This window comes from Lysinibacillus zambalensis (assembly GCF_040183165.1).
GTDB classification, from domain to species: domain Bacteria; phylum Bacillota; class Bacilli; order Bacillales_A; family Planococcaceae; genus Lysinibacillus; species Lysinibacillus zambalensis.
Window position 1 is genome coordinate 151,136 of sequence record NZ_JBEGDG010000007.1, and the last position, 25,690, is coordinate 176,825.

Below are 25,690 nucleotides of genomic sequence, written 5' to 3' on the forward strand. Positions count from 1 at the left end.
CCAGGATGAAAATTATTGGGGTATAGTAAATGTATGCACGAAAGGAGTGTTCGATATGATTGATTCTTTTGACTACAAAACATGGAAGGAAGAATTGTGGAATGCCATTACTCATGGCATTGGATTTATCGCAAGTATTCCAGCTCTAGTTGTTCTAATTTTAGCAGCAGTTCAAACCGGAAGTGCGCTCCAAATAACTACGTTCACTATTTTTGGCGCTTCTGTGATCATTTTATTTTTAATGTCAACTTTGCTACATAGCATGCCAGAAAAATGCAAACACTTTTTCGCTATTCTTGACCATTCCTCTATTTATATATTAATTGCTGGAACGTATACACCTTTCCTTTTAATCGCAATTGGTGGCACACTGGGTATTACGTTATTATGTATTATTTGGTCCTTAGCGATACTAGGCGTTATTTTTAAATGCTTTTTTATTAATCGATTCGAAAAGCTTTCTTTAATTTTTTACATCGGTATGGGCTGGCTAATTATTTTTGCCGTTAAACCTGTCTACCTTTTCTTAGGCTTTCATGGCTTTGCTTTACTATTAGCAGGAGGGCTATTCTATACGATTGGAGCTATTTTTTACGCATGGCGTTCACTTCCCTACAATCATACGATTTGGCATCTATTTGTATTAGCTGGCTGTGGCGCAATGTATGCTTGTGTTTATTTTTACTTATAAATATAAAAAATCGCTTCCGTTAAAAAAGAAGCGATTTTTATTATTTGTTAAACCCTTTTATTTCCTTCGATTTTACTTCCGTCGTTTGGAGGGCTCTTTCCGTCGCTTCGAGGTTCTATCCGTCGCTTCGAGGTTTCTATCTGTCGCTTCGTCGGTTCTTTCCGTCGTTTCGGTGACTCTTTCCGTCGTTTCGGTGACTCTTTCCGTCGCTGCGACGACTCTATCCGTCGCTTCGATGGTTCTTTCCGTCACTTCGAGGTTTCTATCCGTCGCTTCGTCGGTTCTTTCCGTCGATCGATTCTTCTTCCGTCGTTTCGATGACTCTTTCCGTCACTGCGACGACTCTTTCCGTCGCTTCGAGGTTTCTATCCGTCACTTCGTCAGTTCTTTCCGTCGCTCAATTCTTCTTCCGTCGTTTCGATGGTTCTTTCCATCACTGCGACGACTCTTTCCGTCGCTTCGAGGTTTCTATCCGTCACTTCGTCGGTTCTTTCCGTCGCTCGATTCTCTTTCCGTCACTTCGACGTTTCTCACCGTCACTACGGTGTACTTACCGAACTTAATGCGCTCGCCCGGAACATCCTAACAACCCTTTATTCTACAAATATTCCCAAACCTTTATTTAATAACGCAAAAAAGCACGGTCATTTATAACCGTGCTTCCTTACTACTTACTGGCTTTAGCTTTTACGCTCGAAAATCTGATATTGGAATGTGTATCCCTCTGGTGCAGTTTCTGGCTCCTCTGAGGATACTTCTGTAAAATCCTCATATTTCGGGAAGTATGTATCCCCATTAAATGAATGATTAATTTTTGTAATGTACAAGCGATCTGCGATATCCATGGATAAGCGGAAAATTTGCTCGCCGCCAATTATCATAATTTCTGGAACATCCCCAGCAAGAGCGAGGGCACCCTCTAAGCTTGTTACTACCTCAATCCCGTCCGCATGATAACTTGCGTCACGTGTAATGACAATATTGCGTCGACCAGGAAGCGGTCTACCGATGGATTCAAATGTTTTACGCCCCATAATCATAGGCTTCCCCATCGTTTTATCCTTAAAATATTTTAAATCCCCAGGCAAATGCCATGGCATGCCATTTTCATAACCAATCACATAATTATTATCATGTGCCACAATTAATGAAATCATATTGTCCCTCCAAATACTATCGTTCATTATATTATAAACATAATTTAACTTTACAATCAGATTATTTCTGCATAGAAATTAAATTTATTTTCATTTCCGATATTAAATCCTAGTAATTTTATATGAATAGTTTATAATAGAGCTATCAAAGTAATTAAAAGGATTGATGAAGATGACGAAGTTAAGAGATGAAGCGATCCATTATATAAAAGCAAGTGATTCTTCTAAACAGTATTATGAACTATCACCACAAGAAGCGAGAGCCATTCGAGTTGTGCCAAAATGGACATCACCACACAGCCCACAACTTGCGGCAATTGACAATAGAAAAATAACCGTTCGAGATGGTGCGCAAATTAATGTGCGCATTTATAAACCTGTTTTAGACGAAAAGCTTCCTGTCATTGTTTATTATCATGGAGGCGGTTGGGTATTTGGAAATATAGACTCTACCGATGCAGGCTGTCAGCTACTAGCAGAAAAAGCACAAGCCATTGTTATATCAGTTGATTATCGCTTAGCTCCAGAATACCCATTCCCTACACCACTCTACGATGCCTATGACGCTTTAGTGTGGGTAAGCGAAAACATCCAAAATTTTGGTGGAGATGCAACAAATCTGACAGTCGCTGGTGATAGCGCAGGTGGAAACTTAGCAACAGTAGCTGCCTATTTAGCTGCTACATTTAATGGACCAGTGATTAAAGCGCAGGCACTTATTTATCCTGTAGTCAATGTTGATTTTACAACGGCTTCTTACAATGCATACGGTGAACACTTTGGCTTAGACAAACGAGGAATGCAATGGTTTACAGGTCATTACACAGATGAACAAAACTATATGAATCCACTTGTTTCTCCACTTCAGATTGAGGATTTCAGTGTTTTACCGAAAACAATCATTATTGCTGCTGAGGCAGATGTCCTCTACGATGAAGGTCTTGCATACGCGCATAAGCTTACAGACGCCGGAGTGACTGTTGAACATGTCAATATGACTGGTTTAATCCATAGTTACTTTAGTAAAATGAACTTTTTTGAAGAAGCGACGATTGAAACAGCTGAAAAAATTGCTAATTTCGTGAAATAAGTTTGTCTATCGACATAAAATAGTGCGATAATAGAGCAAAACGTTTTTTAAAGGATGACAACATGACACAATCTATTGCTTTACAAATTAACAATCCATTTTCTGATCAATTAAAAAAAGGCTACCCTCTTATTTCGAAAGATGCAGTTGATGCACGTCATCTTCCAAAAGAAGAAGGTGCACTACTAAGACTTATGGATAATCATAACCGTTTTATTGGTACAGGATACTATGGCATACAAAATAAAGGTATTGGTTGGGTGCTAACGACCGATGCAAACGAAAAAATAGACAAAGCCTTTTTTATGAAAAAAATTAATAAGGCCATACAAAATCGTGAAGCATTTTTCAACAATCCTCAAACAACAGCCTTCCGAATCTTTAATGGCGAGGGTGATGGCATTGGCGGTCTTACGATTGACTTTTTCGATTCTTACTATATGGTGAGCTGGTATAGCGCCGGCATTTATTCATTTAAAGAAGAAGTGTATGAAGCCCTTGCAGAGACAGTAGACTACAAGGCTATATATGAGAAAAAACGTTTCGATACGAAAGGTCAGTATATGGAACAGGACGATTTTGTCATGGGAACGCCTGGCGAATTCCCCATTATCGTATCGGAAAATAATATGAAATACGCAGTTAATTTAAACGATGGCGCCATGACAGGTATTTTCCTCGATCAACGTGAAGTGAGACTTGCCATTCGTGAACGTTATGCGGAAGGTAAAAATATGCTTAATACGTTCTCCTATACGGGGGCATTTTCTGTCGCAGCGGCACTTGGAGGAGCAGTAAAAACAACAAGTGTGGATGTTGCAAAGCGTAGTTTAGCCAAAACAATTGAACAATTTAGCGTTAATAGCATTGATTACGAATCACAGGACATTAAAGTAATGGATGTCTTTAACTATTTTAAATATGCTCAGCGCCACAATTTAAAATTTGACCTTGTAGTTTTAGATCCACCAAGCTTTGCACGTACGAAGGAAAGAACGTTCTCAACTGCGAAAGACTACCCTAAATTACTAGTAGATACAATCGCTATTACGGAGAAAAACGGTATCATCGTTGCCTCAACGAACAATGCAAGCTTTGGGATGAAAAAATTCAAGAGCTTTATTAACCAAGCATTTAAAGAAACTAAAACAGCCTATAAAATTGTTGAAGAATTTAGCTTACCAAAGGATTTCCGTGCCACACGTGAATATCCAGAATTCAATTACTTAAAAGTTGTTTTCATTCAAAAACTTAACTAAATGAAATTAGACAGAATCACTCCCAAATGATTCTGTCTTTTTGTTTGGCAGAAATATTTATATTAACCCTCCTGCCATATTGTTAGAATTCTTAGAATGTTATAATACAAATTATTGATATATCGTCAAATAATAGGGTTAATTTTTGTTCCAACTGGGTGCTTTCCTGGGGCATATATCAGATAGTACAAGACAGAAAATAAAGGTAGGAAACTTAAAAAGGAGTGATTTAGACTGGAATTATTAAAAATGAAATCATTCATTATGACAATGACTTCAGTTACTTTTGGATTAATTTGTACAACTTATTTTATTAATTCAACATCTAATGTTTTAGCACTTAATATCATTTCATATTTTTGGCCATTAATATTTCTATTAGGAATCGGTTTCGGATTATTTATGTTTATAAAACAAATAGTTTACTTGACAACTTAATGTCCATCTTTGTTATTTGCTTATGTGTTTCCTCTTTCTGTTTCTATTTATTTTTCTTATTCCTTGCTAAAATTTTGGGTTCTTAAATTACTCTAAATATCGATAAACGGAGATGATTAAATGGGATATGTTCATGAAAAATTAATGATTACTACAGAAAGACTCGTTCTTAGATTATTTGAAACAACTGATGCAAAAACGATTGCAAAGCTTTGCAATAACTATAATATATACAAAAGCACGATGTACCTACCTTATCCATATAGTTTAGATGATGCATTATCATGGATGGAACATCATTACGATAATTTTACGAAGGATATTTCGTACGAGTTTGCAGTTACAGATAAGGAAATCGGCGAATTATATGGAGCCATTGCATTATCGAATAATAAACGTTTTAAGCAAGGTGAAATCGCCTATTGGATTGGCGAGGAGCATTGGGAAAAGGCTATGCCACGGAGGCGGCGCAGTCGATTGTTCAATTCGCTTTTGAAGAAAAGAAATTGCATAAAGTATTTGCTCGATATTTTTCAACGAACCCCGCTTCTGGAAAAGTAATGGACAAGATCGGCATGAAACAAGAAGGAATTTTAAAGGATCACATCATTAAAGACGGAAAATATGAGGATTTGGTGTATTACGGAATAATTAATCAATAGCTAAAAAGTATTTCAATCATCTATTTCCTTCCTCAAGATAAAAAAGATTTTTCCCTCCCTATAAAAAGGTGGCTTAAGAAGTATTTCCACTTCTTAAGCCACCAATATTTTTCTTATAGATAGTCTACAAACCAATCTCTAATATATTCTAGTCGATTAATTCGTAACGTTGGTTTTCCGCTCCTTGAAAGTTCGTGATTGGCTTCAGGGAAACGCACAAATTTCGTTTCTTTTTTACGATGTTTTAAGGCGATAAACAATTGCTCTGCTTGTTCAATCGGACAGCGATAGTCTTTTTCGCCGTGTAAAATTAACAATGGCGTCTCCACGTTGTCTACATACTTAAGTGGTGAATGTTGCCATAGCTTCTCGATATCGTCTAGTCCCGCTTGAATCTGCCAGTCATTGAAGTAATAGCCGATATCACTTACGCCGTAAAAGCTAATCCAGTTAGAAATGCTACGTTGCGTAACAGCTGCTTTAAATCGATTTGTCTGTCCAACAATCCAGTTTGTCATGAAGCCCCCATAGCTTCCACCTGTAACGCCGAGACGCTTTTGGTCAATGAAATCATATTGCTCCAATGCATAATCAACAGCAGCCATTAGATCATTATAATCATTGCCGCCATAATCACCACGTACTGCATCCACAAATTTTTGACCATAACCATGGCTTCCTCGAGGATTCGTATATAGTACCGCAAAGCCTTTTGCAGCAAGGATTTGGAATTCGTTAAAATAAGAGTTAGCATACATTGCGTGCGGACCACCATGGATTTCAAGAATAAGTGGGTATTTCTCCCCTTCTTCATATCCAATAGGCTTCATCATCCAGCCGTTTACTTTCCAGCCATCTGCCCCTTCAAATTCAATTGCTTCTGGGACAGATAATGCTCGCGTCTGTAAAAATTCTTCATTAACTGTAGTAAGCTGTTCCTTTTCACCGGTATTTAAATTTACGTAAAATAGATCCCCAGGGTTTGTAGTCGTACTGATTGCGACTACCGCTCTATCATTTTTAGCATCAAGTGAAAAACCATATACATATTGATCATCATGAATAGCTGGATACAATTCTCCTGATAGATTGCCAAAATAAATAGATGTATTTCCGTGATCTGTCAATTGGAAGTAAAAGCTTTTATTATCCTCTAACCATTGAAGGCGTGGAGGAACAACACCTTGAAGGAAATCACCGATAGCAAAATCACCGACAGGCGCGTCAAATTCACTCGTAACACAAATCTGATTATCATTGTCCAAATCATAAATCCATAGCTTTGGTTGTGTTGCATTTTCAAATTCTCTTTCGTTTCCAACATAAGCTATGAAGCGGCTGTTCGGAGACCATGAAGTTTGGTAAAACACCCCTGACCCATCTGTTAGCTTGCGACCATGTTTCGTTTCTAAATCCAATAAATAAATATCACATATAAATGAAAAGTCTAGATCCTCTGTTAAGTCCGCAATGTACGAAAGATATTTTCCATCTGGAGACCATGTACCAAGCTGTAAATTATGTTTCCCTTCCGTCAGTAGCTCTAATTCTCCTGATGCAAGATGAACGATCGCAATTTGAGAAAATTGCTCCATATCCATAAATCCAGCTCCATCTGATTTATGTTTCATCTTATCTATTACAAGTGGTTTTAGCTCTTTGTCTTCCTTTTGATTGTTCTCAACTTTATCATCAATGTTTTCATCTTTACCAAGCTGTACAGAGAAGGCAATTTTCTCTCCACAAGGAGACCAAGTAGGCGATGTCGCACCGTTTTTACAATTCGTAACTTGTTTCGCTTCCCCGCCTGTTTTTGAAAGAACAAAAATTTGTGGTTTGCCATTTCTCGATGACACAAACGCGATTTTACTGCCATCCGGAGACCAAACAGGTGAATGCGTTTTATCTTCCCCAAATGTCCATTGTTGCGTTTTTTTATCATCCAGATTTATGTAAAATAAATTAGACACATAGTCCTTTTTCTTCTCATCAATATGAGTCTGTACATACACCACTTCTGTTCCATCAGGTGATACTTGTGGATCCGCCACTGATTTTAATTCATATAGATCTTCTGGTTTTATCCCTTGTTTCAATGTCATAACTTCCCTATCCCCTTTGTGTGAAAATTTGGTTACTTAGTACAATATTTCGATACACTAAGCATTATTCCTCCTTTTTCGGAGAAATTGTTTTTTATTCTAAAGTGGATTTCGAATACCCACTAATGACTTGCGTATAAAAAAACATAGCTGTTCGTAATAATTACGAACAGCTACGGCTATCATTTATTTCAAGAGTGAATCCGGGATTGATGGTTGTGCCCCCATTTGTGTAACGACATAAGCGGCAACTTTCGTGGCAAAATCGATCGAACTTCGAAGCGAATCTCCCCGGCATAGTCCAACTGCCAAAGCACCATTAAATGCATCTCCGGCACCAGTTGTATCTATTGTGTCAACGCTTAACGCTGGAACCCAGCCACTTTCTTCATGATTCATATAAAAAGAGCCTTTTGATCCAAGTGTAACGACCACTGTCCCAACCCCTTTTTCTAGCAATAAACGACATGCGGAGCGAATATTTTCTTCCGTTGTCGTTTCAATACCCGTTAATTGAGCAAGTTCTGTTTCATTTGGCGTTAAAAATGTAATTTTCTCCAATAATGAATCTGGTAATCGATGAGTTGGTGCTGGATTTAGGATAACGATTTTTCTATGATGAGATGCGATTTCCACGGCCCTTTCAACTGTATCAAGCGGTATTTCAAGTTGAAGAAGGAGTACCTTACTTGAAGAAAAGATATGTGTTTCTTGTTCAATTTGTTTAGGAGTAACTAAAAAGTTTGCACCGGAAAATAAAACAATCGCATTATCACCGGCATCTGTCACTTGAATAATCGCTTGCCCAGTTGCTCCTTCCTTTTGAACGAAATCAACATAAACGCCTTTATTTCTTAAATTGTCTATAGCCTGTTCCCCGAAATCATCTTTACCTACTTTTCCAATAAAATGAACGTTTGCTCCTAGCTGGCTTGCAGTTACAGCTTGGTTCGCACCCTTTCCACCGAAATGAACACTATGGAACGTACTATGAAGCGTTTCACCATTATTAACGATATAAGGAACACGATAAACAAGATCTATGTTAATGCTCCCAACTAATGAAATATCCATACCAGTTATCACCCTCTCATTAAAACTCTTTCCTTTAATACGGATAATAATTGGTCTTTTGTCAAAATACCTTTCTCCAAACCCAATAAGTTGGCAATTTTAGCAACTGCAGGCGGTTTCAGCATACTCTCTTCTAATATCGAAGGATTATAGAAAATGCGTTCTGAATCATCATCTGCAATAATCTTTCGATTTGCCATTACAACAATACGAGAGAAATAATCCGTGACAAATTCCATATCGTGCGTAATCGCAATAACAGTTTTTCCCTTTCCCTCTAATTCGTCTAAAAGCTTACTTAATAAATCTAATCCGACCCGATCCTGCCCAGCTGTCGGCTCATCTAAAATAATCACATCGGAATCCATTGCCAAAACGGACGCAATGGTAACAAATTTACGAACCGAATAGGGAAGATTATAAGGATTTTCGTGAGAAACATTATAAATTCCACATACTTTCATCGCCCAATCTGTTAAAAGCGATACACGTTCTGAATCAAAGCCCATATTTTTAGGACCAAACTGGACTTCTAATGCCACATTATTATGGAAAATTTGATCGTCCGGGTTTTGAAATACATAGCCAACCTTTCGAGAAACTTGTGCTGTCGTATAATCTTTTGTATGCCAATCCCCAACAGTTACCTCGCCTTCAGTTGGTTTTAAAAGACCGTTCATTAATTTTACTGCCGTTGTCTTTCCGGCCCCATTTTGTCCAATAATGGCTAAGCGTTGCCCAGCAGGAACAGTAAGTGTCAAATTTTCTAATGCTTTTGTTCCATCGGGATAAGCGAAACTGACATTTTTAAATTGAAGTTCAGTCATAAGTACACTCCCCTATGCTTGCCCAACTAATGCTTTCAGGTAATTCCTCGTTACGAATCGGGACATATTTTAATGCAACACCGTTTTTCTTTAAATTAAGAGCGACCTCGGTTACATGAGGATATTGAATGTTATATTCTCCAAAGCGTGAATCGGCAAAAACAGCTCGGGTCGAACCTTGTAAAGCAATTTCTCCCTCGTGGAGGACTATTAAATTGTCGGCATATTCAGCAATTAAGTCCATTTTATGTTCTACTAGGATAATTGTTTTCCCCTTATCTTTCATAAGACGAATGATATTAAATACATGCTCCGTTCCAATTGGGTCTAGCTGAGATGTTGGCTCGTCAATGACAAGGATATCTGGATTCATTACGATGATTGAAGCAAGCGCAACACGTTGGCGTTGACCACCCGACAGCTCCATTGGGTGTTTTTCTCGTAAATGCTCGATTTTAATAAGCTTTAATATTTCATTTACTCTCTCTATTATTTCATTTACTTCTACACCTAAATTTTCGAGCCCATACGCTACTTCGTCAAAGACAGTATCTTTTACTCCTGATACTTGGATAAAAGGATTTTGAAAGACATATCCAATTTTTTCTCCTAATTGACCTAATTGGTATTCTACTATTCTTTTATTATCGACAATAACGTCCCCTTCAAGGTTGCCTTTATAAAAGTGTGGAATGAATCCACGTATGATATTACAAAGAGTCGTTTTCCCCGATCCATTGTTGCCAATAATGGCTGTAAATTTCCCCTTTTCAATTGTAAAAGACACATTTTTTATATTCCAATCATCACTAACTGGATATCGATAGGAGACATTTTTCATTTCAATGATCTTATTCATGTAAGTATCCTCCATAACACCAATCCTACTAAAATGAGAATATAGACGAATGGTAAAATTCGATCAGCTGTACTTTTTGTTAACTTATGCAAACTAGTCTTCTTTGTTGGAGCAGAAAATGCTCTCGATTCTAAAGTAATTGCTCGTTCCTCAGTACTTGATATAGATGATAATATGAGAGGAGTTAAGGTTGGAATAAATGCTTTAGCTCTTATGAACATTGACCCTTCCGTTTCTACTCCACGTGTTTTTTGCGCATCCATAATTGTGTTAGCATGGCGTCGCATTTCAGGAATAATTTGTAATGTGGATAAAACAACATACGCTCCCATTGGAGGTAAGCCAGCATCTTCTAGCGATTTTACAAAGTCACGAACCTCTGTCAAACGGAAAAATAATATGAAGGCAGAACCCATCGCAAGAATACGAGAAGTAAGCGATAATCCATAATTCAAGCCTTCCTCAGTCCATTTGAATATTCCCCATTGTCCAATCAGATGATCACCTGGATAGAAAAAGAGCTGCATGAGGAAAACGATAATTAGTAAAAATAACAAAGCCTTCACAACAGTTCCAAAAAATTCATTCAAAACGCTTGCAGCGGCAGCGATTAGAAGTAAAATTAGAAAAACTAGAAATGAAAATTTAAACCCTGGAATTATAAGTACGGCAGCTGATACAAGTAATGCAAAGAAAAATTTAGTCAATGGATGCAATTGTTGAATGAAATTTTTCTGCACTGTGAACCCTCCTCAGAAAAAGTAGATCTTTCCGCTCAGGCAGAACGGAAAGAATTCATGAAACTACTGTCAGTCTTCACGTTTCATGTATAGAGTCCCGTAATTCATTTTTGATAAATAGCGATCAGACATTTTTCTTACAATAAAGTAAACGATTAGAGCAGATACTACTTTGTCAGCAATTTCAAAGATAAAGGATGAAGCGAACACGGCACTCCAAATTTTTTGTCCTGAAGCAAGGAATGTTGCTGTAAGGAGAGATCCTGTACTTCCTGTTGCTCCTCCAAAAACTAACACTGTAATCGGAGCAGAAACTATAACAGCAATAAATGTAATCACAATTCCGGAAATAATCGTTTTAGGAATATTTTTAAACATTCCACCTTTGGACAAGTATCCTACTCCTAACCCAATTGCCACCGATGTAATGACATATGGAAAATACGTAGGATTGAAAATACCATTAATAAGGTTGGTAATTAAACCAGCAAGTAATGCAACCCAAGGACCAGCAACGACTCCGATTAAAATGGTTCCAATCGTATCAAGAAAAATAGGGAGCCTTAAAACGTTAGCAATTTGAAAACCGACAATATTAACAGCTACACCAATTGGAATAAGAAGCATAGACATCATATTAAAATCATCTTTAAAACTACGTTTCATCTTGGATTCCCACCCTTTTTATTATTGATTGATTTGACGGCCCATTTTCGCAACCGCTTCCATAAATTGATTGACAAAAGCTCCACGATTTACCGAATGCAAAACTTTTACATTATGAGGTTTGCCAGAACGGTGCATGTAATCTACAACCGTCGCACCAGCAGTATGACGCCCTTCTGTTTCAACCGCTACAAAGCAATTTTTCCCTTCAAAAAGTTCCGGAGTGACAACATAGGACACAGCACAAAGATCATGCAAACGAAAACTATTTTCAAAATCCGTTTCTTGAAAATCATTATTTTTTGCATTTAAAATATAGAAGCGCAGCATTGCCCCAATCTTTTGAGATAAATCTGTATCCATACTTTCAATTTGATTCAATTCTTCCATATTGATATACGCTTTATGAGTAACATCAAGTCCGCTCATAATGATAGGAATTCCAGAACGAAAAACGATATCGGCTGCATGTGGATCAACATATACATTAAACTCTGCAAAAGGACTCATATTGCCAGATACAGCTGCACCACCCATATACGAAATATAGCTAATTTTTTCTTTCACTTCTGGATGAGCAAGTAGTAATGCTCCGATATTTGTAAGTGGGCCAGTTGCGATTAAAACGATAGGTTCTTCACTTTCAGTTAAAACAGCAATTAAAGCATTTAAGGCTGTTCTATCGCTTTCAAATAAATCCGGCTCCGGAAAAATAACTTCTCCTAACCCACTCTCCCCGTGAACATCATTAGCAACCTCAAGTTCGCGGAATAAAGGTTCCTTTAATCCTCTTGCGATTTCAATATTTTGTTTCATGTAACTTGTAAAAGCTCTAGCATTGTAGATCGTTTTTTCTTGAGTTTGATTTCCTGGTTCCGTTGTAATTAATTTTATGTCCAGATCATCTCGAGAAAAAGCTAATAATAGCGCCATTACATCGTCAATTCCTGGGTCACAATCAATAATTACTGGTATTTTTTTCATCAAGTTCACTCCTATAGTTAATCTATAATTTTTACTGTTCTATGATGATAAATTACAGTAATAATTTAGGTGATGTACTACTTTCTCGTACTACTAGAGTCGGATTAAACATAATAGATTGCGTTTCATTATTCTCAAGTTTTTGTATTAAAAGCTTCACAGCCTCCCGTCCCATTAGATAAGTATCTTGACGAATGGTAGTAAGCATTGGTATTAATGCAGATACTAACGGAATGTCATCAAAGCCTACGATGGATAAATCCCTTGGTATATGAATCCCAAGCTCGTGAGCCATACGATAAACACCGAATGCCATCACATCATTAAAGGCGAATATTGCCGTTACCTCTTTTTTCATAAGGAGGTCTTTGGACTTTTGGTACGCCATTTCCATCTGAAAGTCCCCTTCAATAATTTGCGATGGCGAAAGTTCAACCCCTGATTCAGCCAATGCTCTTCTGAAACCCTCTAAACGGTCATTAGTCAAAGAAATAGACTTTGGACCAATAATGCACGCTATCTTTCTATGTCCCAGTTCTGTTAAATGTTTTCCTGCTAAATATCCACCTTTATCATTATCTAATAAAACACTGGAATGATTTTTTTCACTTTTTCCCCTATCAACGAGAATGAAAGGAATTTTTGCACGCGATAATTGCTCTTCATCCGAAGACTCCAAAGAATCTTTTGCAGAAAAAATGATTCCATCTACCTGTTGTTCTTCTAATAGTCGCAAATATCGCTTCTCTTTATCAGATTGATCATCAGAATTACAGATGATTAAACTATATTCTCGTTCATTCGCTTCATCCTCCACCCCCCTACATAATTCCGGAAAATAAGGATTAGAAATGTTCGGAATAATTAACCCAAATATTTTCGATCGCTTCGTAACAAGACCACGAGCAAATTGGTTAGGCTGAAAATCTACCTCCTCCATAACTTTTAGTACCTTTTCACGTGTCTTTGGAGACATTCCCTCTTCTTTTTCATTCAATACTCGAGAAACAGTGGTAATGGAAACACCCGCTTGTTTCGCAATGTCTTTAATGGTCCATCGTCTCACAATCTTCACCTACTATTACTATAAAATCACATTTTAAGAAAACGTTTTACGAAAACGTTTTCTCAACTACCATATCATGACATAGTCAAATTGTCATTATTATTTCTGAATAATCAGAAAATAATAAACACAAGCCTTGTTATGACAAGTAACACTATCTATATGAAATCGAAACAACTCAACAATATTTTTTGTAAATAAGAAGATGGGACAAAACTTAATAAGCGCAAGAAATCAGTTTTTAAAATGATAAATTCTTGCGCTTTAAAATGTGAAAATTTTAGTTTTCTTATGCCCAAGCCTCTTTAGTAAGGCAAATTGATATGTTGATGATAAAATACTTCTAATTTTCTATCATCACATGAAGCGATTTATCAGACGTAATCAGTCGCTAAGAGACATCGTTATGATAATAGTAAGATTAAATCTTTCCAATAATCAGCAGAATTTGTTCTGCGATAAAATTTATAAAAGGGTTCATTCGGACGAGCATGTTTCTGATAGAGCTCAATGATTTGCTTTAGAAAGCCTTCAATAAGCTCTACTCCTACCTTTTTCGCAAAGAGTGTCCCAGCTTTTGCATTCGCTCCCATCGGCACTGCTCCTAAATAGACATCAAAGCTATCCTTTTGATAAACAAGCCCAATATCATCATACACCGCATTATAACAAGCAGAGGCACAGCCATTGACGTTTACACGTAATCTTGTAGGGACAGTGATTCCTTTTAATGAATGATATAGCTTTTCTGTAATTGGTGCTGCCTCCATTTTGTCACCATCACAAAAATCACACGCTTTCATCTCTACAATCGGACCTTGCTTTGCCACATAAAGGCCAGCGTCTTCTAGCTCCTCAATCGTCTTTTCAACTTCTACTGTTGGGATAGATAATAATATGCTGTAAGAGGCAGAGTATTTTATGGCACCCTTTTCCCCTACAACCTTTGCTATTGTTTGGAATTGTGCAGGGGTATAATGTTTATTAATAATGCCTGGGCTTACGGCAAGGCGAGTAAAATCCCCATTAATGTTTAAGTTTTCGAAGGTTTTGTCCGGTATATTCGAACGGAATGCATTCATAAATACTTCTCCTTATGAAAAAGGAGCTAGCCAATTGCTAGCCCCCCATTTATTGGATAGCTTAAAAACTCTCAGGATAGAAGCCTTTCGCCAAAATTTGAATGGCTTCTGCAGCACGTACCCCTTCAGATGCAGCAGAAAGTGGTAGAATCACAAAGCGTTCGTTTTTCACTGCTTCCATTTCCTTCAAGGCTGGATCATTTTTTAAGAAGTTTATTTTTGCTTCCGCTGTTGTTTCTCCGTAATCTATGACAACTACGACCGCTGGATTACGTTCTACTGTATCTTCTTTGGACACCGTAGTCCAACCCGATTCTACATCACCAAAAATATTTTTACCGCCGGCCATCGTAACAAGTTCATTCATAATGTTTTGTCCTGCAGTGAAGATCTCTTTATCACCACTATCAAACACTAAAACAGGCAGTTCTTCTCCATTTTGCGGTAGTTTTGCACGGACATTCTCTACATCCTTTGTCATTTTTTCAATTAGTGCTTCTCCACGATCTTCAACACGGAAAATTTTTGCGATATTTCGAATATCTGTGAAAATATCGTCTAAAGTTGGTTTCGTCATGATTGAGGCTGTATGTAAATAAGTGTGAATGCCTAATGTTTCAAGCTCTTCTTGTGTACCTACACCTTTCTCTCCAAAGGCGCTTTTCCAACCACCTAATAAAAAATCTGCTTCTGCATCAATAACCTGCTCCTTTGTAGGATACTGTTTTGCTAACACAGGCACTTTATCATAGGCCGCTTGTAGGGGCTCATAAATTTTGTCATCTAAGTACGCCGTCCCTACCATTGAATCTTCTAGCTCTAAAGCTAACATAATTTCTGTCACGTGCTGATTTAAGCTAATCGCTTTTTTGGGGGCTTCCTTATATACTTGCGTTGTTCCATTATTTTTAATCGTTATGTCTGACTTTTCAGCTTGTGAAGGCTCTACCTTCTCACTTTGTGTAGCAGATTCTAGTTTGTCCTTTTCACTACATGCACCCAATATAGCCACCATTGCGATCGCAAAGACTAGCCATACGCTTTTCCATTTCTTCATGTCCTCTTCTCCTTTGATGTTAAATATATAGAAAGAAATCGTTTAGACTCCTATGCTACCAGATAGCGATTTTAGAAAAGGGCATAAAAAAACCCCCTTGTTTCCAAGAGGTTAGCATAGCAAAAGAAAGGTTTTTCAACCTATTCACTATCCCCATCCTCGTGGATTCAGTAATAAATACATATTGGCAGGTATCCTGGCTTAGGTTCATCATCTATACGCCTTCCCATAGCGTGGCTACAGTGGCATCTTGTATAGACTCCCCATTTACAGTTGCGGGACAGCATCGGATTTGCACCGATTTCCCTTTTAAGCAAATAACAAAGGTCATTTACACCAATACGTCATTTTTATTTTGTTATATATAGATTGACTAGTAGATTCGCAATCATACATATATTAACACTATTGCGACATAAACACTATATGAAATATTTTTTATACCAATTCTGTTACAATGTTGTTAAATGAATGAATAGAAACGAGGATCTTTTTATGCATGTAACAATTGGAGTACTTGCTCACGTGGATGCCGGTAAAACAACATTTTCTGAGCAGTTACTATTTCATACAAACAGTATTCAAGCTCGTGGACGAGTGGATCACCAGGACACATTTTTAGATAGTCATGAGCTGGAGCGTCAGCGAGGCATTACGATTTTTGCGGAGCAAGGCCGCATGACGCTTGGGGATGATACATATACATTAATCGATACACCAGGGCACGTCGATTTCTCTCCAGAGATGGAGCGTGCCATTCGGGTTATGGATTATGCCATCATTATTGTTAGTGCTGTCGAAGGAATACAGGGTCATACTGAAACAGTGTGGCAACTTTTACGCCAATATCATGTTCCAACCTTCTTTTTTATTAACAAAATTGATCGTGAAGGAGCAGATGTTGAAGCTGTAATGGCTGCGCTTCAAAAGGATTGCTCTGCAGATGTTTTATTCGTAGACGAACCGCTCCGTTCCGACTATGTTTCAAACGACATAATGGAGTGGCTTGCTGAACGTGATGAACACCTTCTCGATGCTTTTCTCAATGAAACATTGGATAGCTCTAGCTGCCTTACTCATTTATCTAGGATGATTAAACAGGAAAAGGCCTTTCTATGTTTTACTGGGTCTGCCTTAAAAGATAGTGGAATAAAGGAATTCCTAACACAGCTCCCCCTCCTTACAGAGACACAATTTAATAACAACGCTCCGTTTCAAGGTGAGGTGTTTAAAATTCGTCATGATGGACATCAACGCTTAACTTTTATCAAATCTTTGCAAGGAACGTTACATGTCCGTGATGAACTTTCATTTGGAGACGTGACTGAAAAAGTGACGGAGATTCGACTATACAATGGCAACCGGTATGAAACTTCTCAAAAGATAGAGGCCGGGGAGATTTTCGCAGTAAAAGGGATTAGTCTAGCAAACATCGGCGATATTATTGGTTCTTCGAATAATTCTCAGCCCTTTGAGTTAGTACCGACTTTACAGGCAAAAGTACATTATGAAGGCACTCAGCATATAAAGGACGTGTTAAAAACTTTCCGTATTCTTGAAGCAGAAGAACCTTCATTACGTGTGCTATGGCATGAAAAATTTCAAGAAATTCATGTTCATATTATGGGTGTCATCCAACTCGAGGTTCTTATCGAAGTGCTTCATGAACGGTTCTCGTTAGACATTTCATTTAGCGAACCACAGATTTTGTATATGGAAACGATCACCACAACGGTGACAGGTTACGGTCATTTCGAGCCATTAAAGCATTACGCAGAGGTCCATTTATTGATGGAGCCAAATACACGCGGCACCGGCAATACATTTGTCAATGCATGCCACGCAGATGATTTATCAGTTGGACATCAACGACTCATTGAAAAACATTTATTCGAGCGCGATCATCATGGGCTGTTAACCGGTTTTCCGGTTACAGATATTCGCTTCACACTCTTAACAGGACGCGCACATAATAAACATACTGAAGGTGGCGATTTCCGTGAAGCAACATTCCGTGCATTACGGCAAGGGCTCGAACAAGCAGAAAATATATTACTAGAGCCGTACTACCGCTTTAAACTTAAAGCTCCTAGTGATTTCATCGGCCGCATGATGACGGACATTCAGCAAGCTGCTGGTACATTTGACGCACCAATCATAACTGAATATGACGCGATTGTAACCGGCCGGGCCCCCGTCTCAACATTTATGAGCTACAGTACAACCTTTGCCGCCTACACCAATGGGAAAGGCGTACTTTCCCTACAATTTGATGGCTACGATACATGTCACAATACAGAAGAAATTATTGCGCAAATCAGCTACGATAAGAACGCCGATCCCGACTATACATCCTCTAGTATTTTTTGCGCAAAAGGCAAGGGCTACTCTGTTCCATGGCACGAAGCACAAGCAGCAATGCATTGTATTGACTAAATTCATAAAAACAGGACATGATTTGTTAGATCAATGTCCTGTTTTCTTATGTTTCGTGGAGAATTTCTATACTTTTGTGGGTAATCTTGCTTCGCGAGGGTATTTACCTTCTCTCCGCGGGTATTCCCTTTCCTTCCGCGGGTATTCTTGCTTCGCGCGGGTATTTACCTTCTCTCCGCGGGTATTTACCTTCTCTCCGCGGGTATTCCCTTTCCTTCCGCGGGTATTCTTGCTTCGCGCGGGTATCTACCCTATACTGACAACTCCATTCTCTACCTTGTCAGGCATATACCTTCACCTCGGGGAATTGAAATTCATCCCGCACATTTTTAATTTACTAAGCTTGTATCGTTTTCTGTCCCTGTTTATTAATAAGATATGAAGATTCCACCACAACGTAGCTTTGGGATTGTGAGAAATCCATTAAAACTTTGCCAGGTCGACTTTTCAAAAGTTGTAAATTATCAATCAGTTCAAGCAATAGTTCATGACCTTTTCCACGTGGGTGCCAGTTGAAATGATTATCATTTAGTTCCTTCACAGCTTTTAGAAATTGATGATACTCTCGCTCTATAAAATTGATTAGTTGATTATTTTTATAAACTACTCGTGATAAATCCTCTACATATACTTCATAAAAGCGCATCACTATCGAGCACAATAAATCATTGACCCGAGCAGCACTTAGTATTGGCTTAGGGGCTTGGGAAAGTCGCTCTAGATTTGGTTTTGCACGCGTCGAATCGATACGTGTAATTAAATGAAAATGTTCACCATTAACATCGTACACAATTGGATTTGTCGGCATATACATCATAAAATCATTTGTTTTTGTTTTAAGTTGATCTGTAATAATTGCTTTTGCAAAAAGGTGGCCATTAAAACTTTCATTTTGAATCCAAATAATATCTTTGTTATATAAAATTTGATCAAACAATCGTTCATTACTAATAAGATTGCTAGCTATTAATTGATCGACAAGGGATTCTACAACCATTCTTGTTGTAGCTTTCTTGGCAACTTCAGTGCGTGGCTGCTTACAAATTTTCATTTCTGCATATTGCGATTCCTGTGCTGTACTTACATGAATATTCGTCATCATTGCATCCTCTTTTCGTACATATTATTCAAAACGGAAGTCTTCTTTTACATAAAAAAAGGATTTCCTACAACTAGAGGAAATCCTTCATTCTATCTTTTTCATTCATCACAAAAAGTCAAATTATACCCAAGCATAAAAGAATTGCCTTGAAAGCGATTACCGTCTTTTATTTTGGGCGTTTGACGTACGGCGACGAACAGAGCATTCTGTTTTGTCAACATGCCACCTCCTATTCCTCGTAGGGTTATGGTGTGTACTCATAATAGGCAGGTATCCTGACTCATGGTCATCACTACTTTTCGCCTTCCCGTCGTTAAACAGTGGTATATGAAAAGTCGCTCACATTTACAGTTGCGGGACAGTGTCGGAGTTGCACCGACTTCCCTTTTAAGTAAATTGCACGCAATTTACACCTATTAATTATTAATATTAAATTGTAATTTAACACACTAATTCATGTAGAGTAGATATTCCTTTTATATTTCTGGTTTAAATTGTAATATGTATTCTAGTATTTGTCAAAAGACAAAAAAAGTTTATCCCAAATTTAAAATGTACCCTATAAGATAGACACTTTCAAAAAGGTCATCTTATAGGGTATTTTTGTTTATAATGAAGAAAAAAACGAGCGGTGGTAAATAGGATGACTAAAAATTTATTTTCGAAACAACAACAGGCACAATTAAAATTAAATCCATACGTCAAAACGGTAAGTGCGAAAGCCATTACTTATACGGAAGAACTTAGCACCTTTCGGAACATCAGTATAAAAGAGTTAGAAAGCAATCTATATAATAAATTCAGTCGTATCAAGGGTTTGGAGTATATTTGTGAAAATACATAATTAATAATGCTAGATATATTAGTTCTAAGCAAATTATAGTGAGTGAAGTCTATTTAGATTTTTTATGTTCATTGTTCGAGATATGAGTTATTATATAAACAATGTTTTCTATTAATTAGGAGTTGTTTTGTGTGAAAGATAATCTTAAGAAATATGTTATTTTAACCCTAATCATAGTATTTTCGGTATTTACGGCACTGTATTTATATGATAAATATCAAGAATATCAATTTGATAAGGGCATTGCAGATGAAAATGAAAAAAAATTAGAGCAAGAAAGGGAAAGATTTCTGAATAAAGTGAAGGTTGAATTTAAAAGGGATACTTCTTTTGATACATTTGCTGTTGAAATTACAAATTTTAATGACAGAACTATTCATGGATATATAGAAGTCACAATTCTCGATAAAAATGAAGAAGTATTATGGGAAGAATCAGTTTTCATTCCAGAAGATGGAATAAAAAGTGGGGATACGTATAGATACGTAAAGGATTATGATTCAGTTGAAAATGCTGATTCAGTTAAATTTGAAAAATCGGTTTATTAGTTAATTGCACTTCATACATATCAAACACGCTACCTATTAGGGTTTGCGTGTTTTTTGTTTTGTATAGACAATACTAATTTAAATGTTAACGTTTATTAATAATATTTATTATATAAAGGTTAACTTCAACATATACTTTCTTAGACATAGAGACTGTCTCCTGTTTACGATTTTTACCAAACACTGTGAGGTAAGTATCGTTTATATCAGACCATCGAAGCCCCTACATTTCTCCCAAGCGTATACCTGTTCCAAGCAAGATTTTAATTACTGTAGTGTTCCTGTATGCGGTGAACTCATGGTCTTTACGTTTTATACGTCTCAAGTATCGGAGCATCATACGAATGTAGAAATCATTAAAAACTTCTATTCGTTCATCTGTCTGTTGTCTCTATAGTTTTGAACATGGATTATTTTCAATAAATTCATTTTCAATAAGATGATTGAAGAATGCCCTTGAGATTTTTGACTTTCGTATTAGTTGTATTTGAGCCGTTTCCTAGTTCATTTTTACAATATGATAAATATAATCGTAGTGTATTCGTAGAGACCTCTTCTATATCTTGAATGTTATTCTCCCTCAACCATTCTAACCATCCCTTAAAGAAACTTCTGTAATTTACGAGAGTGTGTTTACTAACATTCATCAATTCTCTTTAATCCATAAAATCATTGTACAGCAAATTTAACCAATGTCATAGCGATTCCTCCTAATGTGGAATCTACTACTACATATTCCTATAAGTGATTCAAACCGTTGGTATATCTGAGGTACTTAGTAAGCACTTTAGGTGATTCCTCGTAGGGTTATGGTGTGTACTCATAATAGGCAGGTATCCTGACTTATGGTCATCGCTACTTTTCGCCTTCCCATCGTTAAACAGTGGTCTATGAAAAGTCGCTCACATTTACAGTTGCGGGACAGTGTCGGATTTGCACCGACTTCCCTTTTAAGTAAATTGCACGCAATTTACACCTATTACTCCACGCTATTCAGTAGTAAAAGGAATCTAGTAAATTCTACATTCCTTATTGATTATTAAAATTAATTGTAAATGAGCGCATTTCAAAAGTAAATATATTCCAGTTTCTTGTTCTTTTCTTCTAGTCTTTTCCATAATACATTTTTTGAACTTAGTTCCTGAGCTCCCTTTCACCTTCCCGTATTTAATCAGTGGTATGGACAGTTTCATATGTGCCCAGAGAATCTTAATACAACTCCGGCGCTTTTCGTAATTTACTTGCTTGTTCATATGAAAATGCAAGTTTTATTAATACATCCTCACTAAATGCAGTGCCTGCCAAAGTTACGCCAAACGGTCTGCCATTTTTCATATAGCCTGCTGGGACAGCAATAGACGGATATCCGGCTTTCGCGCTAATTGTCGAGCCTATATATGATGGAAACATTATCGCATCTAAGTTATATTTTTTTAATGTATAATCGATTCCTTGTTCTTGAGAAAAATACAAGTCCTCTAGTTTTGCATTTAGATAGTCAGGATCTCTTAACGTGTTCGGTAATTTATCTCTCAATTCCAATTTGTCCTGCCCATATTTCAACGTTTTTTCTTGTGAACATTTATTAAATTGGATTAAATCAGCTAGAGAATGTACAGGCATGTGAGAAGGTAGATTTACAAGGAAATTATTTAAACTATGCTTTAATTCATATTGCGGTACTCCCCATTTCCAGTCTCTATGAAAAGAAGGAATTTCGATGTCTTCTATTATAACGGCTCCTTGCTCTCTTAAAACTTGAATTACGTTATTAAAAAGGGTTTCGTCATATTCCTCTGACTCATAAAAAGTTTTAGAGGCATTCGTATAAACACCGATTCTAGCACCCTTTAATCCTGTAGCATCTAAAAAGATTGAGTAGTCTTGGTGGATCCTTCTTTCACTTTTATATGTAGCTATGTCATCTTTATCTACTCCTGTTAATGCGCCCAATAAGATAGCTGCATCTGTAACCGTTCTTGCCATTGGCCCTGCTGTGTCTTGACTGTATGTAAAAGGGATGAGACCTCTACGGCTAATTAACCCTACAGTCGGTTTAATGCCGACTACTGAATTTTGAATAGCTGGACTTAAAATCGAAGCGTCTGTTTCAGTTCCAATTGATAAAACAGCAAAATTCGATGCCACTGCTACTGCCGACCCCGAACTGGATCCCCCTACATAAAGTTCTGGATCTCCATAAGGATTAAGTGTTTGTCCACCTCGAGAACTATAACCTGCCCACATTGTACTCGACATACCGTTCGCTAATTCAGTCATATTTGCTTTCCCTAAAATAACAGCCCCCGCTTCACGGAGTTTTTTTACTAAAAATGCATCCTGCTCAGCTACATAGTTTTCTAATGCTATTACGCCTGCACTAGTATGCATAAAATCTTTCGTTTCGATATTGTCTTTTAAAACAACTGGAATTCCGTGTAGAGGCCCTCTAGCCCCTTTTACTTGTCTTTCTTCATCTAATGCTTCAGCAATAAATATCGCTTCAGGATTAATTTCAAGCATGGAATTAATCCTCTGTCCATCTTGATCATACTTAGCAATTCTGTGTAAATAATACATAGTTAATTCTTTTGATGTGATTTCACCATGTTCCATAGCTATCTGAATATCAATTACTGACAATTCTTCTCTAAGAAAACTATTAAACTTCATCCCCATTTAAATTCCCCACCCTTTCTTTCAAAATTATACCAATAAAATCAAATTATCCTCAAAATATTTTTCCTACTTTAGTATTTTCAACAATATCCTCTCATCTGTTCGCATTTAACTAATAATAAGTAGGTCCATTTGTTCCCTATTATCCAATTAACTACCAAATAATTATTTACTGTGCTACACTCTGTATACAGATACAATTTTCAGTTATTTTACAATAGGACAGGATGGGGATCATAGAATATGCTTAGATGCATTTGGGGTGTCTTAATGTGTATATTTGGTATGTCTTTATATATCAAATATTTCCACAAACTTAGTGAGGGCTGGAATATTATCCTTCATTTTTTAACAGGCAGTCTATGTATTATAGGAATTTCATTAATTATCCAGGCAAGAAGAATGCATAAATACTCCTGCGCTACTATAGCCTAGCAATAACACATTAGTCTAAGGGCATGTACCTCTTATACAAGGCCATCACATAAGTTCTTTTTAGTTTCATACATGCCTTTGTAACATGACATCGCTCACATACTTATGTAGAAATAATTTCATTTAGTTAAGAAAAATATTATAGATGAATTTTAAAACGCAGAGAAATGTAGATTTTCAATCGGAGCTTCATGGAGAATTTTATACTATTATGAAATGAAACCATCAATTTAATATACTTGGATATAGTAAATACATGAATCAAAATGAATTACGAGTACTAATTGAACGTTCTCTTCAAGCTTAAATGAATTGATTTAGAGTATGATAGACAGTTTGAGAGAATACAAACTATTGAATCCATTACAACTTATAAACAAAACTAAGTAGCAACACTATTCCCTTACACAACATTATTGAAGACCTAATTCAAAAAATTAGGCTACCTTTCTTTGAGAGAATTCATAAGAAAGATAGTCTAATGATGATGATTTATAGGTGCACCTAAACACTATGGCTATTTTTAGATAAAAAGAATTGTGAACTATTCACTGCTTTCTTTACGTATCGCAGGATTTAAAACCATAAGCAAAACAATAATACCTCCAAATATTGAGATTCCTAAAAATAGATTACTAATTGAAAAATGCGCTAAAAGGGTTCCGGTTAACAATAAAGAAATTGGTTTACTTGATTCTAGTAATACACGCATCGTACTTTGTGATCTACCAAGGACTTCGCTAGGCACTTTAATCATAAATAGTGTTTGTAAGATAATACTTGCAAAAATACTTCCTAGACCTGCAATTGATACCATTATTGCTACTACCACAATATTGTCTACAAAAGCAAGAGTAGCAAATGCACCTAATAATAAAGTTAAACCCAGTATCATTGGTATTATTTTTTTTGTTTTACTAAAGAAGTTTATAGTTAAAGAACCGATTAGAATTCCTATCGCGAAAGCAATTTGTACAATGGCTAACTCAGAGGCGTTTTTTACAAACATAGGGAAAAGTATTGAGACTGGGGCTAACATAAAATTAATTAATACTAAGTAAACGATCATGCCTCTTAATATAGGAACAGCAATAATTGTTTTTAGTCCTGTTTTTAAATCAACAGAAAAGTTCTTGAAATTTAATTTTGTTTCAGATTTTTCTGTTAAGGATTTTTGCTTAATGAAAGCAATACAAATCAAAGAAATAAAAAATGTTGCTGCGTTAAATATAAATGCAGTTGGAAGACTATAAACTATTAGAATTCCTGCTATAGCTGGAGCTAACAATCCAACTATTGTTTGAATTGTTGCAGAAAGGCTTTGAGCACGAGCCATCAAATGCTCTGGAACAATTTTTCTAATTGCAACTGTTTTAGCAGGAGAGAACAAGGCATTAAATGAAGAAGTTATGATTGTTGCAACAATTAACATCCATGGACTTAAATAACCCCCGATTAATAGTAAAGCTATCGATAATATTACAAGTCCACGAAAAATATCTGCTATAAGCATGTATTTTTTTTGATTTCCTCTATCCACCAATACTCCAGCGAATATGCCAAAAATTATAGTAGGTATGATCTCTGCTGCTAATACGATAGACATTAGTACAGCAGAGCCTGTTAAAACTTTCATTGTCCATATTAATGTTAAAGCATATACACCATCTCCAATTGCAGAAACAAGCTGACCAACTATTAACAAACTATAATTTTTAATCGCAAAAAGGGCTTTATAACTGTCTTTTTTATCATCATTTTCAACGATGTCTTTACTTAAATTAGATTCAAGTACTGCTTTAGACATTATTTACCCCCTTATAAAGTTGTAAAAATCATTATCTACCTAAAAGATTCACATAAATAAAAGTCCAGACGTCTTGTTTTAAAAT

General features: G+C 36.7%; 21 protein-coding genes, 1 pseudogene and 3 riboswitches. Of the genes and pseudogenes, 7 read left to right on the forward strand and 15 right to left on the reverse strand.

Annotation, left to right across the window (positions count from 1 at the left end; all coding sequences use genetic code 11):
- Positions 1–55: 55 nt before the first annotated feature.
- On the forward strand, positions 56–691 hold the full coding sequence (gene trhA, locus ABNX05_RS11775; RefSeq protein WP_349659928.1) for a PAQR family membrane homeostasis protein TrhA: 636 nt from the start codon (positions 56–58) through the stop codon (positions 689–691).
- A 680-nt stretch (positions 692–1,371) separates the two neighbouring features.
- Here the strand turns inward: trhA and ABNX05_RS11780 are convergent.
- Positions 1,372–1,848, reverse strand: a complete 477-nt coding sequence (locus ABNX05_RS11780; protein ID WP_349659929.1) for a dihydrofolate reductase — start codon at positions 1,846–1,848, stop codon at positions 1,372–1,374.
- A 172-nt stretch (positions 1,849–2,020) separates the two neighbouring features.
- Here ABNX05_RS11780 and ABNX05_RS11785 point away from each other — a divergent pair, with 172 nt between their 5' ends.
- The 3 genes and pseudogenes from ABNX05_RS11785 (at position 2,021) to ABNX05_RS11795 (ending at position 5,297) form a co-directional block, all read left to right on the forward strand.
- Positions 2,021–2,938 (forward strand): alpha/beta hydrolase, encoded by a 918-nt coding sequence (locus tag ABNX05_RS11785; protein WP_349659930.1) that lies wholly within the window; start codon positions 2,021–2,023, stop codon positions 2,936–2,938.
- 62 nt (positions 2,939–3,000) lie between these two features.
- On the forward strand, positions 3,001–4,197 hold the full coding sequence (locus ABNX05_RS11790) for a class I SAM-dependent rRNA methyltransferase (protein ID WP_349659931.1): 1,197 nt from the start codon (positions 3,001–3,003) through the stop codon (positions 4,195–4,197).
- A gap of 558 nt (positions 4,198–4,755) precedes the next feature.
- Positions 4,756–5,297, forward strand: a pseudogene (locus tag ABNX05_RS11795) (GNAT family N-acetyltransferase).
- Positions 5,298–5,410: 113 nt separating this feature from the next.
- Here the strand turns inward: ABNX05_RS11795 and ABNX05_RS11800 are convergent.
- From ABNX05_RS11800 to ABNX05_RS11845, 10 genes are all read right to left on the reverse strand, one after another.
- Positions 5,411–7,399 (reverse strand): S9 family peptidase, encoded by a 1,989-nt coding sequence (locus ABNX05_RS11800; RefSeq protein ID WP_349659932.1) that lies wholly within the window; start codon positions 7,397–7,399, stop codon positions 5,411–5,413.
- Between the two features lie 186 nt (positions 7,400–7,585).
- Positions 7,586–8,473: a ribokinase gene (gene rbsK, locus ABNX05_RS11805; protein WP_349659933.1), complete on the reverse strand. Its 888-nt coding sequence runs from the start codon at positions 8,471–8,473 to the stop codon at positions 7,586–7,588.
- Between the two features lie 8 nt (positions 8,474–8,481).
- Entirely contained in the window at positions 8,482–9,300 is an 819-nt protein-coding gene (locus tag ABNX05_RS11810) for an energy-coupling factor ABC transporter ATP-binding protein (protein WP_349659934.1), read from the reverse strand.
- Entirely contained in the window at positions 9,293–10,159 is an 867-nt protein-coding gene (locus ABNX05_RS11815; protein WP_349659935.1) for an energy-coupling factor ABC transporter ATP-binding protein, read from the reverse strand. The genes ABNX05_RS11810 and ABNX05_RS11815 overlap by 8 nt, the downstream gene beginning before the upstream one ends.
- Positions 10,156–10,899 (reverse strand): energy-coupling factor transporter transmembrane component T family protein, encoded by a 744-nt coding sequence (locus tag ABNX05_RS11820; RefSeq protein WP_349659936.1) that lies wholly within the window; start codon positions 10,897–10,899, stop codon positions 10,156–10,158. The genes ABNX05_RS11815 and ABNX05_RS11820 overlap by 4 nt, the downstream gene beginning before the upstream one ends.
- A 69-nt stretch (positions 10,900–10,968) precedes the next feature.
- Positions 10,969–11,565 carry an ECF transporter S component gene (locus ABNX05_RS11825; protein WP_349659937.1) on the reverse strand — a complete coding sequence of 199 codons (597 nt, stop codon included), beginning with the start codon at positions 11,563–11,565 and terminating at the stop codon, positions 10,969–10,971.
- 21 nt (positions 11,566–11,586) lie between these two features.
- A complete protein-coding gene (locus tag ABNX05_RS11830; protein WP_349659938.1) occupies positions 11,587–12,549 on the reverse strand; it encodes a nucleoside hydrolase in 963 nt (320 codons plus the stop codon).
- 52 nt (positions 12,550–12,601) lie between these two features.
- The gene (locus tag ABNX05_RS11835) at positions 12,602–13,615 is read right to left on the reverse strand and encodes a LacI family DNA-binding transcriptional regulator (protein ID WP_349659939.1); all 1,014 of its coding nucleotides are present in this window, start codon (positions 13,613–13,615) and stop codon (positions 12,602–12,604) included.
- Between the two features lie 404 nt (positions 13,616–14,019).
- Positions 14,020–14,697 (reverse strand): precorrin-3B methylase, encoded by a 678-nt coding sequence (locus tag ABNX05_RS11840; RefSeq protein WP_349659940.1) that lies wholly within the window; start codon positions 14,695–14,697, stop codon positions 14,020–14,022.
- Positions 14,698–14,758: 61 nt separating this feature from the next.
- Positions 14,759–15,754: an ABC transporter substrate-binding protein gene (locus tag ABNX05_RS11845; protein WP_349659941.1), complete on the reverse strand. Its 996-nt coding sequence runs from the start codon at positions 15,752–15,754 to the stop codon at positions 14,759–14,761.
- Between the two features lie 169 nt (positions 15,755–15,923).
- Positions 15,924–16,110: riboswitch (cobalamin riboswitch) on the reverse strand.
- Between the two features lie 139 nt (positions 16,111–16,249).
- Here ABNX05_RS11845 and ABNX05_RS11850 point away from each other — a divergent pair.
- Complete coding sequence (locus tag ABNX05_RS11850; RefSeq protein ID WP_349659942.1) at positions 16,250–18,190, forward strand: GTP-binding protein; 1,941 nt, start codon at positions 16,250–16,252, stop codon at positions 18,188–18,190.
- Positions 18,191–18,527: 337 nt separating this feature from the next.
- Here the strand turns inward: ABNX05_RS11850 and ABNX05_RS11855 are convergent, their stop codons facing one another.
- Positions 18,528–19,292: a hypothetical protein gene (locus ABNX05_RS11855; RefSeq protein ID WP_349659943.1), complete on the reverse strand. Its 765-nt coding sequence runs from the start codon at positions 19,290–19,292 to the stop codon at positions 18,528–18,530.
- A 248-nt stretch (positions 19,293–19,540) separates the two neighbouring features.
- Positions 19,541–19,724, reverse strand: a riboswitch (cobalamin riboswitch).
- A gap of 211 nt (positions 19,725–19,935) precedes the next feature.
- Between ABNX05_RS11855 and ABNX05_RS11860 the strand changes: the two genes are divergently transcribed.
- Both ABNX05_RS11860 and ABNX05_RS11865 read left to right on the forward strand, forming a co-directional pair.
- The gene (locus ABNX05_RS11860; RefSeq protein WP_349659944.1) at positions 19,936–20,136 is read left to right on the forward strand and encodes a hypothetical protein; all 201 of its coding nucleotides are present in this window, start codon (positions 19,936–19,938) and stop codon (positions 20,134–20,136) included.
- 131 nt (positions 20,137–20,267) lie between these two features.
- Complete coding sequence (locus ABNX05_RS11865) at positions 20,268–20,684, forward strand: hypothetical protein (protein WP_349659945.1); 417 nt, start codon at positions 20,268–20,270, stop codon at positions 20,682–20,684.
- 431 nt (positions 20,685–21,115) lie between these two features.
- On the opposite strand, the gene ABNX05_RS26380 is transcribed toward ABNX05_RS11865, so the two are convergent.
- From ABNX05_RS26380 to ABNX05_RS11875, 3 genes are all read right to left on the reverse strand, one after another.
- Positions 21,116–21,331, reverse strand: coding sequence for a site-specific integrase (locus ABNX05_RS26380; protein WP_432760141.1), 216 nt, complete (start codon positions 21,329–21,331; stop codon positions 21,116–21,118).
- A 164-nt stretch (positions 21,332–21,495) separates the two neighbouring features.
- A riboswitch (cobalamin riboswitch) is annotated at positions 21,496–21,679 on the reverse strand.
- 214 nt (positions 21,680–21,893) lie between these two features.
- Entirely contained in the window at positions 21,894–23,363 is a 1,470-nt protein-coding gene (locus ABNX05_RS11870) for an amidase family protein (RefSeq protein ID WP_349659946.1), read from the reverse strand.
- A 979-nt stretch (positions 23,364–24,342) separates the two neighbouring features.
- Positions 24,343–25,605, reverse strand: a complete 1,263-nt coding sequence (locus ABNX05_RS11875; RefSeq protein ID WP_349659947.1) for an MFS transporter — start codon at positions 25,603–25,605, stop codon at positions 24,343–24,345.
- Between the last annotated feature and the right edge of the window lie 85 nt (positions 25,606–25,690).